Origin of the sequence: Pseudopontixanthobacter vadosimaris (assembly GCF_012979275.1) — a bacterium.
GTDB lineage: Bacteria > Pseudomonadota > Alphaproteobacteria > Sphingomonadales > Sphingomonadaceae > Pseudopontixanthobacter > Pseudopontixanthobacter vadosimaris.
The window spans coordinates 1-16,091 of record NZ_JABASZ010000014.1 but is presented as its reverse complement, the minus strand read 5'-3'; the positions used below and the strand labels follow the sequence as shown (position 1 = coordinate 16,091).

Below are 16,091 nucleotides of genomic sequence, written 5' to 3'. Positions count from 1 at the left end.
ATTAGCTCTTGCAAATATGCAACAGCTTAGTTGTAAGCGCGCAACTATGGTCAGCCAAACATCATGGTAGAGGCGCTCACGGCACTTGCTGCGCCAGACCTTCCGCCTGGGGGTCGCCGCAGTTCGCGGACGTGGCGGCGGTTCGCCGTCGCCTCGCGGCGAGCCAATCTGTATCTGCTGCTGGAACTGGTCGCCGTCGTCGCCTTCGTGCTGATGGTGGGAACGACCTATCTCACCTTTACCAATGCGCCGCCCGACCGGCAACTGCTTCCCGCAGGGCAGGTCGCGCTGCTGATGGTGGCCACTCTGCTTCCGGCTATGTCGTTGATGGTGCTGTTCGGCCGGCGCATGGCGATCCGCCGGGCAGGGGGCAGCACTGGCCGGTTGCACGTCAAGCTGGTGTTTTTCTTCTCGATCGTGGCGGCGGTTCCGACCCTGCTCGTTGCAGGATTTGCGGCAGTTCTCTTTCAATCGGGCGTGAATTTCTGGTTTTCCGACAATTCGCGGCAATTGATGCAGAATGCGAATGCGCTGGCGCAGGGCTATTACGAACAGAACCAGCGCCAAGTCGCCAATCAGACCATCACGATGGCAGCCGACATCCGGTATTATCTTGGCCGCGGATCGCTGACCGATCCTGATTTCCCGGATTTCTACGGGTTGCAGGTTCAGGGCCGTGAACTGAACGAATCCGCCATTCTCCAGCAATTGCCGAATGGCGAGGTGCGGACCGCCGCAATTGTGGACCTTGGCGATGAAGACGCACCGCAGCGCCTGCTTCGCGATCTGCTGGCGGAACCTGGCGTCGGCGAGCAGGTCGCCGTTCAGGCCGATCCGACCCGTATCGCGGCGCTTGTCCCTGTTGATCCTGCGAGCGGAATATACCTCTACAATGCACGGAACAGCGAGGCGCTGGCTTTCAGCCAATGGGAGCGCGCGCAGGCTGTCGTCGCCAATTACAGCCTCGTGACAGATCGCGCGCGCGCTCTCCAGCTGCGTTTCAATCTCGCGCTGTTCTTCGTCAGCCTGATGCTGCTGGCGCTGGCGGTATGGTTCGCATTGCGCTTCGCCGATCGGCAGGTGGAACCCTTGCGCGATCTCGTGGCGGCGGCACGTAAGGTCGGCGGCGGCAATTTCGCTCTTCGGCTGGAAGGACGAACCGGTGCGGACGAGATCGGCTTGTTGAACCGCGCATTCAATCGGATGACGGCACAGCTGGAAAAGCAGACCGACGCTCTGGTCGGCGCCAATCGGCAATTGGCGGAACGGCGGACCTTTATCGAAGCCGTGCTTCAATCGGTCACCGCCGGAGTCATTTCCATCGATCATGATGGGCAGATCCTGCTGATGAACGCGTCTGCGCGCAAACTTCTGCTGAATGACGCCGCTACGCCGCCGACACCGCTCCTGCTGGACGATGTCGCGCCTCAGATGATTGCTCTGACGACGGCCGGGCTGAATAGCGGCGTTGTCAGCTACAATCGCGCCGGGGAATTGCTGACCCTCGCCGTCAAGGTCGCACCCGCCACGAACGGGCACGTCATCACATTCGAGGACATCACCCGGCAATTGCTCGATCAGCGGCAGGCTGCATGGTCGGACGTGGCGCGCCGTATCGCGCATGAGATCAAGAACCCGCTGACCCCGATCCAATTGGCGACGGAGCGGCTGAAGCGCCGCTATCGCAAGCAGATCGTCGATGACGGTGATTTGTTCGAGGAGCTTACGGCGACGATCATCCGGCAGGTGGGCGATTTGCGCAAGATGGTGGATGAATTCTCCTCTTTCGCCAGATTGCCGAAACCGAGTTTCCGTAACGAGGATGCGCTCGATCTGATCCGGCAGGCCGTGTTCCTCCAGGAAGTCGCGCATCCTGCAGTCGATTACGTGCTGGATGCCGACGCGGGGCAGAGCCACGCCATCGCCTGCGACCGGCATCAGTTCGGCCAGGCGATGACCAACGTGTTGAAAAACGCAGTGGAGGCGATCGAGGCCCGGGAGGCTGCGGCAGGCGGCGACTACAGCGGACGGATCAGCATCGTGACCGAAATGGAAGAGGACCGCCTTTGCGTCTCGGTCGAGGACAACGGCATCGGTCTGCCGCAGGACCGGGAGCGTATCGTCGAACCCTATATAACGACGCGCGAGAAAGGCACCGGTCTCGGCCTCGCCATCGTGAACAAGATCGTCGAAGAACATGGCGGAGAAATGATCTTCGCCGCCAGCGAAGGCGGCGGAACCCGCGTGACGATGCGCTTTGCGCGCAATCCGGTGTCATCGGAAAGCCCGGCATCCAGCAACAGCGAAGCAGCGGAATAATGTACAGAGAGGAGCACCCATGGCGCTCGACATACTGATTGTAGACGACGAAAAGGACATTCGCGACCTGGTGGCCGGCGTGCTGAGCGATGAGGGTTACGATTGCCGCACCGCGGGCGACAGCAGTGCCGCACTGGCTGCCGTGGACGAACGACGGCCCAGTCTCGTTCTGCTCGACGTGTGGCTGCATGGCAGCGCCATGGACGGCCTGGAGGTGCTGGACGCGATCAAGATCCGCGAACCGGAACTGCCGGTCATCATCTTTTCCGGGCATGGAAATATCGACACGGCCGTCTCGGCAGTCAGCCGCGGGGCCATGGATTTCCTCGAAAAGCCTTTCGAGGCAGAGCGTCTGCTCCTGCTGGTCGAACGGGCAACCGAGACCGAACGGCTCCGGCGCGAGAACACGCGCCTGAAACAGGGCTTTTCCTGCGGAGAGGAGTTTACCGGCAATTCCGTCGTGATCAACCAGGTCAGGGCGACGCTGAAGCGGGTAGCAGCCACCGGCAGCCGCGTGATGATCACCGGTCCGGCAGGGGCGGGCAAGGAAGTCGCGGCCAGGCTGTTGCACAGCTGGAGTCCGCGCGCAGAAGCAGCCTTCGTCATTGTCAATTCGGCCCGCATAACGCCCGAACGGTTCGAACAGGAACTGTTCGGCGAAGAAGCGGATGGCAAGCTGATCCGCCCCGGTCTGCTTGAGATGGCGGATGGCGGAACCCTCTATCTCGACGAGGTTGCGGACATGCCGCTGTCGACACAGGCGCGGATATTACGAGTGCTGACGGAACAGAGCTTCGTCAGGGTCGGTGGTAATCGGCAGATCGGCGTCGATGTGCGGGTCGTCTCCTCCACCAGCAGGGATCTTCAGGAAGAAATGGAGGAAAAGACCTTCCGCGAGGATCTGTTCTACCGGCTGAACGTGGTGCCGGTCGCCATTCCCTCGCTTGCCGAACGGCGCGACGACATCTCGGCACTGGCGGAACATTTCTTCACCCGCTATTCGGCCGAACAGGGCATACCTGCGCCCGAGATCGGCGAAGAAGCCATGGCTGCCCTGCAGGCTTACGACTGGCCCGGTAACGTTCGTCAATTGCGGAACGTAGTCGAACGCACCATCATTCTTACACCGCGTGAGGATCTTGCCGAAGTCACCCCCGACATGCTGCCGGGCGAGGTGACCGGCGGCAGGCTGGGTGGGGGGCAGGGCATTTCGACCCTGATGAGCGTCCCTCTGCGCGAGGCGCGCGAAAACTTCGAGCGTGAGTATCTTTCCATTCAGATACGGCGATTTAGTGGAAATATCTCGAAAACTGCGAGCTTCATCGGCATGGAGCGATCTGCCCTGCACAGGAAATTGAAGCTGCTGGGAATGAGCGACCGGAAGGCGGACGATTGATCCGCCTCTCGAATGAGGCAGCTCTCGAATGAAGCAGGGGGAACGGCGCCGCATATCATGCATTGATCCCGAAAGGCTGCATTCCACATGCCGCCAAGGTTCGAAACTGTCGGCTATAGTGGTCAGCTTCAGATTGCCGCCACCCGATCGGTCGTGGCCAAAAATAAAAGAGGTGAGAAATGGCAACCGGTAAGACGTTGTCGGCACGGCCGAAGATCGATGCACCAGCAGAGGGTGAAAGTGCCGGCGTACCGAATGAGAAAGCGAAACAGACGAAGCAGGCCAATCTGCAGGACGCCTTCCTCAACCTTCTGCGCCGTACCAAGGCCCCCGTTACCATGTTCCTCGTCAAGGGCGTGAAGCTGCAGGGCATCGTGACCTGGTTCGACAATTTCTCGATCCTGCTCCGGCGCGACGGGCAGTCGCAGCTCATCTACAAGCACGCAATCTCGACCATCATGCCGAGCCAGCCCATCGATGCGGAACAGTTCGGCAGCCAGGACAGCAACCGCAAACAGCGCCTGTTGCAGGACGTGTTCCTGTCACGGGTCCGCGAAAGCGAGGTGCAGGTCACGATGTTCCTGGTGAACGGCGTCATGCTGCAGGGCCAGATCGCGGCCTATGACCTTTTCTGCATGCTGCTGGAGCGGGAAGGCTATGTCCAGCTCGCTTACAAACATGCAGTTTCCACTATTCAGCCCGCAGAATCCGTGGATCTGAGCGATGAAGAAGGCGATGACAACTGAGCTACGATGACGATCTCATGGGCGAGGTCACCCGCGGTGCCCGTGCCCTCGTAATCTGCCCGGACATCAGGGGGCAGCGTAGCGACCTGCCGCTCGAAGAGCGCCTCGAAGAGGCAAAAGGTCTGGCGCTTGCGATCGGGATCGAGATTGCCGACGCAATCATCATTCCGGTTCGCGAGGTGAAACCGAACACGCTTTTCGGGGCAGGGCAGGTGGACAATATCCATACGGCCTGCACGGTTGAGAACGCCGAACTGGTCATCGTCGACGGCGCGCTAAGCGCTATCCAGCAGCGCAATCTGGAGGAAAAGCTCGAGCGCAAGGTGATCGACCGAACTGGCCTGATCCTCGAAATATTCGGGGAGCGGGCCGCCACCGCGGAGGGGCGCTTGCAGGTCGAGCTGGCCCATCTGGATTACCAGCAAAGCCGACTGGTTCGCAGCTGGACCCATCTGGAACGCCAGCGTGGCGGCTTCGGTTTTCTGGGTGGACCCGGCGAGACGCAGATCGAAGCTGACCGTCGCATGATTCGCAACCGCATGGGACGATTGCGCCGAGAGCTCGAGCAGGTCCGCAAGACCCGCTCGCTTCACCGCGACAGGCGTGAACGTGCGCCTTGGCCAGTGATCGCGCTTGTCGGATATACGAATGCAGGAAAGTCCACACTCTTCAATCGATTGACAGGCTCTGACGTCATGGCGGAAGATCTTCTTTTCGCCACTCTCGACCCGACCATGCGGGCCATTCGACTGCCGGGTGTGGAAAAGGTCATTGTTTCCGATACTGTCGGTTTCATTTCGGATTTGCCGACCCAGCTCGTCGCCGCATTTCGTGCGACCCTGGAGGAAGTGACGGCGGCTGACATCATTCTGCATGTCCGTGACATCGCCAACCCTGCAAGCGATGCGCAGAAGCAGGAGGTACTGCAGATATTGGCGGATCTGGGAGTTCTGGACAACGATGGGCAATCAACCATACCGATCGTCGAGGTGTGGAACAAGATCGACCTCCTTTCCGAAGAAGCCGCTGCAGAACGGGTATCTATCGCTGACGATGCCGAGATGATCACCGCGATATCGGCGGCGACCGGGGCAGGGGTGGAGCAACTTCTGACACGATTGGGCACATTGCTGACAGGCTCTGCAATCACGCGCGAATATCTCCTGCCACTTTCGGCGGGGCGGCAGATTGCCTGGCTGCATGCCCATGGCGAGGTTCTGGCCGAAGATCGTGCAGGTGACGGACCGGAGGGGCCGCTCACTCGGCTGATCGTAAGGTTGAATCCGAAGGAAGCTGGCCAGTTCGCCTCTCTCTAGGAAGGTTTCACAACTCCTGCGCCTTCGCTGCACGCCATAATTCATCCAGTTCCGTTTCGTTGAGGCGGTTGAGACCTGATCCATCTTCAGCCCCCGACATCATCTCCATCGCTCGATATCGCCGTTCGAACTTGGCATTGGCACGGCGCATGGCAGCTTCCGGGTCGACGCCGTATTTCCGCACCAGATTGACGGCGGAAAACAGGAGGTCGCCGGCCTCCTCTTCCCGGTCGGCCACGCTGGACCGGCGCAACTCCTCCATCTCCTCCAGGATCTTGGCTTCGGCTTCCGAAGCATCGGCCCAGTCGAAACCGTCTCTCGCCGCGCGCTTCTGCAGTTTCTCGGCTCGGAGCAAGCCCGGAAGTGCAAGTGCCACACCATCCATGGCGCTGCGCGCTCCTTTGGCGTGTCGCTCACGTTCCTTCAGATGTTCCCATCTGCGTTCTGGATCGGCCGACCCGTCATCGGAGAAGACATGCGGGTGCCGTGCTTCCATCTTGTCAGAAATGGCGCAGGCTACATCTTGTATGTCGAACAGACCGGCTTCTTGTGCAATTTGGCTGTGGAACACCACCTGCAACAGCAGGTCCCCCAACTCCTCCTTCAGGTCACCGTGATTGTTCCGGTCGATCGCATCGCTGACTTCATAGGCTTCTTCGATAGTATAGGGCGCAATGGTGGCGAATGTCTGCGCCCGGTCCCATTCGCAACCGGAAAGAGGATCGCGCAGGCGCTGCATGATCTGCAGGAGGCGTGTGAAATGATCCGTCACCACTTTGCAACCCAAGACCGATAATAGGTATTATGTAAAATAGGGGTGGAATGCATGGTCAGGTTATGAGTCCGAACATCAGTACAGCCAGCGCGAATATCGATCCCCATATCAGCAGATATAGGACGCTGCGCCGCCAGCTAAGGCGATAAGCGGCAAGCGCGCTACCGACCAGAACCAGCCAGCCGAGCAGCGCGACAATCTGTATGGCGTTCAGTTCGCTCACAATTCGATCGTCAGCCCATCAAAGCCGACCTCAACCGTATCGGGCACCTCATTGGCAAGCGACCGATAATCCATGCTTTTGTCGAGATGCGAGAGGACGATGCGCCCGGCGCCTACCTTGCTGCCGAAGTCCAGAGCCATCCCGAGATGCGCGTGTGTCGGATGTGGATCGCGCCTGAGGCAGTCGCAAACCAGAAGATCCACATTCTCGAACAATTCAAGCATGGTTGCTGTAACTTCACTGAAATCCGTAGCATATCCAATTGACTTACCGTCACATTCGAATCGATAGGCCGTGCTTTGAGCGGGCCCGTGCGGCATCTGACAATGTTCTACTGAAAACCCCGCGAACATCCGCAGGCGATCCAGCGTCTCGAGATTGACGATGGTGTGATAGCCATGCTGCCCAGCGAAGACATATCCGAACCTCTGGCGCAGGCGGCGCACGGTCTCATCCGCGGCGAAACCGGGAATAGGACCGCTGCGACCATAACGCAGCGCCCGCATATCATCGATGCCATGACAATGATCCGCATGGTCGTGGGTCCAGAAAACCGCGTCGACATGATCGATGTCATTGGCCAGGAACTGCTGGCGCATGTCCGTCGAAGTATCGACGAGCAGGCGCTTGCCCGCGCTGCTTTCTACGATGATAGATACGCGGGATCTCCGGTTGCGAGGTTCCGACGGGTCGCAGTCACCCCAATCATTCCCGATCCGCGGCACACCGGTCGAAGTACCCGATCCGAGCATGATCAGCTTCATCGCGCAGCCTTGGTGAAAAGGGCATAGAAATTGTCGGAGGTTGCCGCCGCAAGATCGTCGAAGCTTTCATTCCGCAGAGTCGCCAGAAATTCAGCCGTGCTGCGAACGAACGCCGGTTCACACGGCTTCCCGCGATGGGGGACCGGCGCCAGGAATGGGCTGTCTGTCTCCACCAGCAGGCGGTTTCTGGGCAGGGTCGCAGCTATCTCCTGCAAGTCCCTGGCGTTCTTGAAAGTTACGATTCCCGAAAGCGAAATCGAGAGACCAAGCGCCAGAACCTTGCGAGCGAAATCGGCAGACGCGGTGAAGCAGTGGATCAGCGCGGGAAACATGCCCTTCTCCATTTCCTCCGCTAGAATTGCATATGTATCGTCTTCCGCATCCCGTGTATGGATGATCACCGGCAGCCGCGTTTCCCGTGCGACATCAATATGCATTCGAAACAGGCGCTGCTGTGTCTCATGTTCCGATCTGTTGTAATGATAGTCGAGACCCGTCTCGCCGATGCCGATCACCCGCGCGTCTTCGGCTGCGGCAAGCAAAGTGCCCTTCCCCAGACCGTCATGCGAATCGGCTTCGTGAGGATGAATGCCGACACTCGCCCAGACATCATCGTGACGACTGGCAGTGCCTACCACACGCTCCCATTCCGATCGGCGGGTAGAGATGTTCAGAAATGCACTGACGCCTACCTGCCGCGCACTCTGCAAGGCTTCCGATTGCCGCTCGGCCAAACCTTCATATTCGAGGTGGCAATGGCTATCGACCAGCATCAGGCCTCCTCCGCTTCGGGAAGCTCGAGGCGCGGAAAAACGCCTCGCGGTTGCGTCACCCGGAAATCACGCGCCAGCTCGCGAAACCAGTGCGGGTCATCCAGTGCAGCATATTCGCGCTCATCCGGTGCGATCCCCATCTGGTCGAGCAGCGCGTCGGCCGATCCGGGCACCACCGGTCGCACGCCAATGGCAAGGTGCCGGATACATCGGAACAATACCATCAGAACGGCAATCATGCGATCCGGATCTGTCTTCTTCAATGCCCAGGGTGCCATGTCGTCGACGAACTGGTTGCAAGCGAAAACGGCTTTCATCCATGATGCCAAGCCTTCGCTGAAGGCAAGATCGTGGAAAGCGGCTCGAAGCTCGCTGATCTGATCGAGAACCTCTTTCTCGAGTTTTTCGTCCTCTGCACTAGCAGCGATGTTCGCCTCGAGGCGACCATCGCAATTCTTGAAGATTATCGACAGGATACGCTGCGCCAGATTGCCAAAGCTGTTTGCCAGCTCGGCATTCGTCCGCAGAACAATGGCTTCTGCCGAATAGCTGCCATCCTGTCCAAAGCCGACATCGCGCATCAGGTAATAGCGCAGATTATCCACACCGAACCGTCCCGCGAGGGCAAGCGGGTCGGTCACATTCCCGAGCGACTTGGATTCCTTCTGGCCGCGATTGAGCAGAAAGCCATGACCGAAGATCTTCTTTGGCAGTTCCAGTCCGGCACTCATCAGGAAAGCCGGCCAGTACACCGCGTGAAAGCGAACGATATCCTTGCCGATCAGATGCAGACTGGCGGGCCAGTATTTCTTCCACTGCTCACCACCATCCGGATAGCCGACGCCGGTAAGATAATTCGTCAGCGCATCCACCCAGACATACATCACGTGGCCGTCACTGCCCGGAACCGGTACGCCCCAATCGAAACTCGTCCTTGAAATCGACAAGTCGCGAAGTCCGCCTGCCACGAAAGCGATCATCTCGTTCCGGCGACTTTCAGGTTGCAGAAAATCAGGATGATCTTCAAACAACTGCAGAAGCCGATCCTGATATCTGGAAAGTCGAAAGAACCAGCTTTCCTCTACCGTCCATTCTACGGGGGTGTGGTTCGGCGACAAATGCGTGCCGTCCTCGGAGGCGATCAGTTCGCCTTCGTCGTAGAAGGCTTCGTCCCTGACCGAATACCAGCCCTCGTAGCGATCAAGGTACAAATCGCCATTTGCGGCCATTGACGACCAGAGTGCTTGGCTGGCCCGGTGATGATCGGGATCAACGGTGCGGATGAATCGATCATAACTGATATCAAGACCATCGCACATTGCCTTGAAATGCCCTGACATTTCATCGGCCAACGCACGGGTTGTCTGACCGGTTTCCTGCGCCTTGCGAGCCATTTTGAGTCCGTGTTCGTCCGTTCCTGTCTGCAGACGGACATCCCGGCCTTCCATGCGCTGGAACCTGGCGATGACATCGGCGGCAATGGCTTCATAAGCGTGGCCGATATGGGGCCGACCGTTAGGGTAGCTGATGGCAGTCGTTATATAGAAAGGGTCAGGCATCGATGCGCTCTCTAAGCGGCGCTGCCGATGCGAGCAAGGTTCCGATCTCCATCACCAGCATGGCAGGATCGTAATTGAACGTGGGCGCTTCATTGCCGAGCCTCACCAGAGCGGAATGGGCCTCAATCATGCGGGTTACGTCAGCTGCATCAGCGACAGCGTCCTCATCCGACAGGCGCGCAGACAGGATCGCCCGCGCCAGATCAAGTGCCGCATGCAATCTTTCGCGGTCCGGTCGTGCGCCGATCGCTTCCGCAAGTGATCCTCGCAAAGCGAAGTCTCGATCTCCCGTCCCGACGATATTGCGCATCAGCATGGCCATAGGGGCGAGATCCCGCTTCACGAAGTCGAGAGCGGCGCCAGGCGATCCCGAAGCAGCCGTAATCGCCGCCTCGATGGTGCCCTCATCGGCATTCTCCACCCTTTCGGCCAGGAACCTTCGCATTTCGGCATTCGGGACCGAAGCGAACCGCAGGACCCGGCAGCGAGACCGGATCGTCGGCAGGAGTTTTGCCGGTCGGTGCGTCACCAGCAGGAATTTGGAGCCTTCGGGCGGCTCCTCAAGGCTCTTGAGCAGCGCATTGGCGGCGGATTTCTCCAGATCATCGGCGGCATCCACGATGATTGCGCGGCGATCACCCAAGGTCGGCCGGGTCGTCAGCCGCCGCTGCATCTGCCGTATCTGGTCTACCGAGATGCTTCGCCTGGATTCGTAGGGCTTGCCTTCCTCGCGTTTGCGAACTTCCTTCTCATCCTTGGGCAGGTTTCGCAGGATCAGAATATCGGGATGCGGATGATCGCCTGCAGGCGCGTTTCCGTCCGCGACAAGGTTCAGGGCGGCACGCATGGCGAAACGCATTTTGCCGATCCCCCGCGAACCGGTCAGCATCCACGCATGGTGCACCCGCTCCTGCTCCGTCGCCTTGATCCATTCGGACCATGGGCCGTCATGTCCGATCAACATCGGACCGGCTGCTCGATCATCGGCTGAATGATCTTTGCAATAGATGTGAAGACCTCATCCTCAGAAGCATCTCCGTCGATCATGCTGACACGGTGACGTGGATCGGCCGCCACCGATGCGAAGGTCGCCGCCACCCTGCGGTGGTAATGCGCCGGCCGAGCCGAAATAGCGTCCGAAAGACCTCCGTCACGTTTTGCCAGGCGTTCCTCCGCCAGGGCCGGCGGGACATTCATGATCAAGGTCAGGTCGGGCATCAGCCCGTTGCTTCCGAATCGATGAAGATCATCGATGGCTTGCATGTCCAGCCCCCCTGCCCCGCCCTGATAGGCGATGCTGGAAGCAACGAACCTGTCGCAGACGACCCAACGGCCCTCGGCAAGAGCGGGTTCGATCACTTTCTCGACATGGTCGGAGCGGGCCGCGGCAAAGAGCAGTGCTTCCGCCCTCATTCCCCACCCCTCATGCCCCACAGGCTGCTCCAGCAACAGCGCACGAATAGCCTCTGCTCCCGCCGTGCCGCCAGGTTCCCGTGTCAGTATCGCCGGGATATTCCGGCCATGCAGATATGCCACGAGGCGACGCGCCTGAGTGGATTTGCCTGCGCCTTCGCCCCCTTCTAATACGATGAACTTGCCTCGTTTCATGCGAACATGCCCGTGATGCCATTCGCAATTCGCTGGAAAAAGGACGCCTTTTCTGCAGCTTGCGCTGCGAACAGAGGCACGGAAAACGGCTCCATCCCCTCGATCGTGATTTCCAGCTCAGCAACCTTCTCGCCCGCCTCAACAGGCGCACGCAGGGGGCCTTCGTAGGAAAGCGCAAGAGTTACCTCCGGATTGCTGCCCTTCGGCACCGATATTCTCAACGGTCCGCCACTTCTCAGCGGCAGGCTACGTGCATTCGCATTTTGCAGGGATGCTGCGGCGATGATCTCACCGTTCTCAAACAGGCGCCGGCTCTCGAAAGCGTCGAACCCCCATTCCATGAAACTGACGGCGGCGCGATTGCGTATACTCGCCCGGTCAGCACCCGCCACCACCATGGCCAGCCTGCGGGGTCCCCTCTGGGCCGTCCCGAGGTAGGTGTAGCCGGCTTCATTCGTGAAACCCGTCTTTATGCCGTCCGCGCCTTCTACCCTGCCGATCAGCGGGTCATGATTGTATTGGGTAATACCATCGTATTCATACATCTCCTGCCCGATAAAATGCCGGAATTTTTCCGGATGGCGCTTTATCATGGCCGATGCGAGGCGCACCAGATCGTTGGCCGAGACGAAGGTGCGCCCCTCGTCCGGATAACCGTTCGGTGAATAGAAACGGCTGTCGCGCATGCCGATTTCTGCCGCCTTGGCATTCATCAGACTGGTCCAGGCATCAACGGAGCCCGCCGCCCCTTCGGCAAGGACGACGGACCCGTCATTTGCCGACACGGTCGTGACGCCATGGAGCAGTTGGTCGACCGTGATCCTGGCATCTTCGGACAGGAACATGGTCGACCCGACCCGGTGCCAATTGTCGAAAGCATTGCTGCTCATCGTGAATATCTGCGCCAGATCGATCTTGCCGGCATCGATCAGCTCGAATGCAAGGAAGGTCGTCATGACCTTCGTAACGGACGCGGGCATGAACCGCCTGTCGGGGTCGCGTGCGAAGAGCGTCTGTCCATTGGAGAGATCGACCATCAGCGCAACGGGGATCTCCTGCGGATCGGGAACTTCGAACTTGCTGCCCTGAGCCGGTGCAGGCGGTGCCGCGAACAGGAGGAGCGCCGTCATCAACACAGATTTCACGACGGGTTTCATCTTGGCTCCTACTGGCAAGCGAATGAGATCGCATCGATAGCCGACCGAAGCACCGCTGTAACCCGTCCCTCTGACAATTACGACCGCTGGAACTTGTTGGCAGGAAGCATTCGCCCGCGGCACCTTCCGGGCCGCAAGGGCGGTATAGATTGCCGCTTCAATCGAACCTATCTCAGCTGCTGCGCGCTGGCCCTTAGCCCGCAATCTCGTCAGCCAAAAGCCCCACGCTCATGGCGTAGTAATTGGAGCAATTATACTCGAGAATGACGCGGTAATTTGCAGTGAGGAGCCAAGCGGGCGATCCGGCACCGTCAGGCTGAAACAGCGATACCATGACGTCGTCAGCCAGATATTCCTGAGGCTGAACGCCAAGTGCGCGCCATTCGGCTACGGTTCGCCACTGGCTGTGGCGTTCGTGCACGCGGGGGCAGACCGGTGCGATGATTTCATTATCCAGAGTGCCGAAGTCGAACCCTGCCGGTATGGAGGCACGCACTCCCCACGGCTGCCCGGTACGCCACCCCGCGTCGCGAAAATAATTCGCTATCGAGTAGAGGGTGTCTGCGCGATTGTTGAAGATGTCGGCGCGGCCGTCACCGTCACCGTCGACGGCCAGTCGGAGATAGACGCTTGGCAGGAACTGTGGATTGCCAAACGCCCCGGCCCAGCTGCCGACAAGCTGCGACCGATCGAATCCACGATCGGCAATCTTTAACAGATCGACGAATTCCTGCTCGAACAGATCTCGGCGGCGCCCCTCCCAGGCTAGGGTGGCGAGCGATCGCGCGAGGTCGAAATTACCCTTGTAAGTTCCATAGTTCGTTTCATGGCCCCAGATCGCAACCAGGATCTCGGCAGGAACTCCGAACTGGTTCTCCGCACCCTCGGCATGAGAACGCACCGCTGAAAGGGTGCGGCGGCCACCGGAGATACGCGCATTGTCCACATGAGTCGCGATGTAGGGAGCGAGACGCGGGTAACCCGACCCCGAAGACGACCCCGGCTGACCTTCATCGAGTTCGATCACCCGCTGATTGGGCGTCAGATCATACGTCATGCGCTGAATGGTCCGGTCGCTCACTCCTTCTGCGCGGGCCCGCGCGATGAGCAATTGTTTATATGCGTCGAAAGCCATGTCCTGTGCGGCTGCCGGTGCAGGCGACATTGTTGCGACGCTGGCGGAAAGGGCGACAAGGATGGCAGGAAGTATTTTCATGAAGCCTTCGATTTTTCGGTTTGATTTGATCTTGGAACTGACGACGCCTGTAAAGGCTCCATACAAGCTGCAGCATGAACGCGGAATCGGGTGACAATAGGAGAAGAGGCGACTAGTCCTGCGTGTCCGCGGACAGGTGGCTGAGCGGTTGAAAGCACCGGTCTTGAAAACTGGTAGGGGTTGCGAAACCGTGCCGAGCAAGACTGAGAGAATGTTGTTGTGTTGCAATCGCTTAGTCACCAGTCCGCGATTAGAGTTGCAGCGAGGGTGGCGAGGCATCTAGCACCATTCTAGCCGTCGTCGCGGTGAATGGCATGGAAGAGTGGCCGAGTGGTTTAAGGCACTGGTCTTGAAAACCAGCGAGCGGGCAACCGTTCCGTGGGTTCGAATCCCACCTCTTCCGCCAGTCACGGGCGCGGCAGCACATTAGTCCCGGTGCCCGAAGCCCAGAGCCGCGCTGAGAAATTCGCTCTGTCGCCCGGCGCGTCGCCAAGGTCGTTCCGAATCTCCCAGACAAGCCGGGACCAAAGCTCGTCGTGCCGGTCGCGCTCCATGTTCGCCCTGTTGCTCTCCGCAATCTCGTCAGTGAACGCGTGCAGCGCAACGATGACGGAGGGCGAACCGATGAGGTGCAGGTTGTTCACGGCGGTGGCGAATCGCACCTTCGCGTCGGGCGGCGCGGTGTCGCCCACGATGCCGCTCGCCGCACCGAAGAACTCCTCGTAGTAATCGAGCTTCTTGGCGCGCCATGCGGCCTCCCGCTCCTTCTGCTTCGTAAGGATGATCGCGCCCGCCGAAGCAATTATCGCCGCAAGGGCTGATATGATGGCCGTCCAAATGGCGGCATTGTAGCGGGCGTGAATAGAGATGGCGAGCAGTCAGGAGCAGCGCCCCGCGTCTCGCGGCACGGGGCGCTGGCGTCGTTGAGGCGGCATGAACGCCCCCGCCGCTGCGGTCGTTGAATTTACGAGGGACGCACCGCTACGCCTCGGCGCGGTCCAGCCTGCCCGCGCACCACGCCACCTTCCCACGGCGAAGCGGTTTTCCCTTCACTACCTTCGCTTTGGCTGGCGCGCGATCGGTTCACCGCGACACCCGCCGTCCTGCCCGTCACAGAGCCTCCTGATCCGGCATCTGTGCAGTTCACGTGATCTGAACCTCAGCGGGAATAGAAATCGAAATAGGTGTCATAGAACAATTTCACAAAGCCTACGGCATGTCGATTGTTACCAGGAAGGTTCCTTGATAAACTCCCGGCTTCTGGTTCGCCGCGACATCCAATGTCCCTCCTACGTGGAAGGTCACCGTGCGGGTGAATAGGTACAGCCCGCTACGCAAGTCGGTCGTGAAATTGCGCAAGGTCATCCTAACGGTTGAGTCTTGCTTGTGCTTCAATTGAATCGTGTCACCCCCTGTAGGTCCCCGGAAGGTCACAAAGTCGATCAAGCGAGTCTGCAGTTTGAAAGTGGCGGCTCGTGGCGTTCCGCCCGATGCTACAGTTCCACCAGTGTAAGTCACGCTGCCGTTTGGCGCGATCCTGACGGTTCCGGCAGTTCCAGTTACAGCCAGCCGTCCGAAGTCGAGATCGCCCGCCTTTTGTAAGCGCCCTGGCGTTTCGATGATTACGGACGCATCTGATTGAGCTGCCTCCGCATGTGAAGGCGACTCGCTCAAGATAGTCGCAAGTGAGAATGCGACCAGCCACGCAATGGACAAGCCGGCCGAGCTTACGGCAATGCGTCGGGGCGATTCAATTTCGTTTCGAGAAACAAAGCACATAAAACCCGATTGACATTCATTCGGTTAACTTTGCGTTTGTCTCGAGAACCTTCGACCTCAAGCTTGTGAATGGCGTAGAACATTGGGACTCTTGCTGCCCCAGTCGCCCGACGTTCGCATCCCGACATGGTCTCGCTGGGCCGTTGGAAGACGCTCCTAAATGGAGCTCTGGGTTACTCCTACGGCATAGAGCGCAGCTACGACCAGCGCGCCGAGACTGATGGCTTTGTTTATGACTAGGTTTCGTGGACAAAGGGTATCCAGAGTTTGATTGAAGCGAGGGCGACGAAGCCAAGGTAGGATTCTTTGGTTTTGTCGTAGCGAGTGGCGACCCGGCGCCAGTTCTTCAGCTTGTTGAACAGCCGCTCGACCAGGTTGCGCCAGCGGTATTTCTCCCGGTCGTGCGGGGCTGGGTTGCGGCGGTTGCTCCTAGCCGGGATCACCGCCTCGACGCCGGCAG

15 protein-coding genes, 1 tRNA gene and 1 pseudogene are annotated in these 16,091 nt (G+C 59.3%); 5 read left to right on the top strand and 12 right to left on the bottom strand.

Features of this window, described 5'->3' with window-relative positions:
• The first annotated feature begins 63 nt into the window (after positions 1–63).
• From HG250_RS02375 to hflX, 4 genes are all read left to right on the top strand, one after another.
• Positions 64–2,319 (top strand): sensor histidine kinase, encoded by a 2,256-nt coding sequence (locus HG250_RS02375; protein ID WP_170002476.1) that lies wholly within the window; start codon positions 64–66, stop codon positions 2,317–2,319.
• A 19-nt stretch (positions 2,320–2,338) separates the two neighbouring features.
• Complete coding sequence (gene ntrX / locus HG250_RS02370; protein ID WP_170002474.1) at positions 2,339–3,715, top strand: nitrogen assimilation response regulator NtrX; 1,377 nt, start codon at positions 2,339–2,341, stop codon at positions 3,713–3,715.
• A gap of 179 nt (positions 3,716–3,894) precedes the next feature.
• Complete coding sequence (gene hfq, locus HG250_RS02365) at positions 3,895–4,461, top strand: RNA chaperone Hfq (protein WP_170002472.1); 567 nt, start codon at positions 3,895–3,897, stop codon at positions 4,459–4,461.
• A gap of 17 nt (positions 4,462–4,478) precedes the next feature.
• On the top strand, positions 4,479–5,777 hold the full coding sequence (hflX, locus tag HG250_RS02360) for a GTPase HflX (RefSeq protein WP_170002470.1): 1,299 nt from the start codon (positions 4,479–4,481) through the stop codon (positions 5,775–5,777).
• A gap of 7 nt (positions 5,778–5,784) precedes the next feature.
• Here hflX and mazG read toward each other — a convergent pair whose 3' ends face one another.
• The 9 genes from mazG to HG250_RS02315 form a co-directional block, all read right to left on the bottom strand.
• Positions 5,785–6,549, bottom strand: coding sequence for a nucleoside triphosphate pyrophosphohydrolase (gene mazG, locus HG250_RS02355; protein ID WP_338103834.1), 765 nt, complete (start codon positions 6,547–6,549; stop codon positions 5,785–5,787).
• A gap of 58 nt (positions 6,550–6,607) precedes the next feature.
• On the bottom strand, positions 6,608–6,775 hold the full coding sequence (locus tag HG250_RS02350) for a hypothetical protein (protein WP_170002468.1): 168 nt from the start codon (positions 6,773–6,775) through the stop codon (positions 6,608–6,610).
• Positions 6,772–7,539 carry an MBL fold metallo-hydrolase gene (locus tag HG250_RS02345; RefSeq protein ID WP_170002466.1) on the bottom strand — a complete coding sequence of 256 codons (768 nt, stop codon included), beginning with the start codon at positions 7,537–7,539 and terminating at the stop codon, positions 6,772–6,774. The genes HG250_RS02350 and HG250_RS02345 overlap by 4 nt, the downstream gene beginning before the upstream one ends.
• Complete coding sequence (locus HG250_RS02340) at positions 7,536–8,312, bottom strand: TatD family hydrolase (RefSeq protein WP_170002464.1); 777 nt, start codon at positions 8,310–8,312, stop codon at positions 7,536–7,538. Before HG250_RS02340 ends, HG250_RS02345 begins: the two co-directional genes overlap by 4 nt.
• Positions 8,312–9,871 carry a methionine--tRNA ligase gene (metG, locus tag HG250_RS02335; RefSeq protein ID WP_170002462.1) on the bottom strand — a complete coding sequence of 520 codons (1,560 nt, stop codon included), beginning with the start codon at positions 9,869–9,871 and terminating at the stop codon, positions 8,312–8,314. Before metG ends, HG250_RS02340 begins: the two co-directional genes overlap by 1 nt.
• Positions 9,864–10,835 (bottom strand): DNA polymerase III subunit delta', encoded by a 972-nt coding sequence (locus HG250_RS02330; RefSeq protein WP_170002460.1) that lies wholly within the window; start codon positions 10,833–10,835, stop codon positions 9,864–9,866. Before HG250_RS02330 ends, metG begins: the two co-directional genes overlap by 8 nt.
• Positions 10,829–11,479 carry a dTMP kinase gene (tmk, locus tag HG250_RS02325; protein ID WP_170002458.1) on the bottom strand — a complete coding sequence of 217 codons (651 nt, stop codon included), beginning with the start codon at positions 11,477–11,479 and terminating at the stop codon, positions 10,829–10,831. The genes HG250_RS02330 and tmk overlap by 7 nt, the downstream gene beginning before the upstream one ends.
• Entirely contained in the window at positions 11,476–12,624 is a 1,149-nt protein-coding gene (locus HG250_RS02320; RefSeq protein WP_338103832.1) for a D-alanyl-D-alanine carboxypeptidase family protein, read from the bottom strand. Before HG250_RS02320 ends, tmk begins: the two co-directional genes overlap by 4 nt.
• Before the next feature lie 205 nt (positions 12,625–12,829).
• Positions 12,830–13,852 carry a lytic murein transglycosylase gene (locus HG250_RS02315; protein ID WP_170002456.1) on the bottom strand — a complete coding sequence of 341 codons (1,023 nt, stop codon included), beginning with the start codon at positions 13,850–13,852 and terminating at the stop codon, positions 12,830–12,832.
• A 316-nt stretch (positions 13,853–14,168) separates the two neighbouring features.
• On the opposite strand from HG250_RS02315, the gene HG250_RS02310 reads away from it, so the two are divergent.
• Positions 14,169–14,258 (top strand) — tRNA-Ser (locus tag HG250_RS02310).
• 1 nt (position 14,259) lies between these two features.
• Here HG250_RS02310 and HG250_RS02305 read toward each other — a convergent pair.
• The 3 genes and pseudogenes from HG250_RS02305 to HG250_RS02295 form a co-directional block, all read right to left on the bottom strand.
• Positions 14,260–14,544: a hypothetical protein gene (locus HG250_RS02305; protein WP_170002454.1), complete on the bottom strand. Its 285-nt coding sequence runs from the start codon at positions 14,542–14,544 to the stop codon at positions 14,260–14,262.
• Positions 14,545–15,061: 517 nt separating this feature from the next.
• On the bottom strand, positions 15,062–15,526 hold the full coding sequence (locus HG250_RS02300) for a DUF4402 domain-containing protein (protein WP_170002452.1): 465 nt from the start codon (positions 15,524–15,526) through the stop codon (positions 15,062–15,064).
• A gap of 341 nt (positions 15,527–15,867) precedes the next feature.
• Positions 15,868–16,091: pseudogene (locus tag HG250_RS02295) on the bottom strand (IS5 family transposase); the annotation flags it as partial.

Excerpts from the sequence above, each read along its gene's own strand:
- hfq (WP_170002472.1), top strand. The coding sequence starts at position 3,895 with ATGGCAACCGGTAAGACGTTGTCGGCACGGCCGAAGATCGATGCACCA.
- HG250_RS02315 (WP_170002456.1), bottom strand. The coding sequence starts at position 13,852 with ATGAAAATACTTCCTGCCATCCTTGTCGCCCTTTCCGCCAGCGTCGCA.
- HG250_RS02330 (WP_170002460.1), bottom strand. The coding sequence starts at position 10,835 with ATGTTGATCGGACATGACGGCCCATGGTCCGAATGGATCAAGGCGACG.
- HG250_RS02340 (WP_170002464.1), bottom strand. The coding sequence starts at position 8,312 with ATGCTGGTCGATAGCCATTGCCACCTCGAATATGAAGGTTTGGCCGAG.
- HG250_RS02375 (WP_170002476.1), top strand. The coding sequence starts at position 64 with ATGGTAGAGGCGCTCACGGCACTTGCTGCGCCAGACCTTCCGCCTGGG.
- metG (WP_170002462.1), bottom strand. The coding sequence starts at position 9,871 with ATGCCTGACCCTTTCTATATAACGACTGCCATCAGCTACCCTAACGGT.
- ntrX (WP_170002474.1), top strand. The coding sequence starts at position 2,339 with ATGGCGCTCGACATACTGATTGTAGACGACGAAAAGGACATTCGCGAC.
- HG250_RS02345 (WP_170002466.1), bottom strand. The coding sequence starts at position 7,539 with ATGAAGCTGATCATGCTCGGATCGGGTACTTCGACCGGTGTGCCGCGG.
- hflX (WP_170002470.1), top strand. The coding sequence starts at position 4,479 with ATGGGCGAGGTCACCCGCGGTGCCCGTGCCCTCGTAATCTGCCCGGAC.
- tmk (WP_170002458.1), bottom strand. The coding sequence starts at position 11,479 with ATGAAACGAGGCAAGTTCATCGTATTAGAAGGGGGCGAAGGCGCAGGC.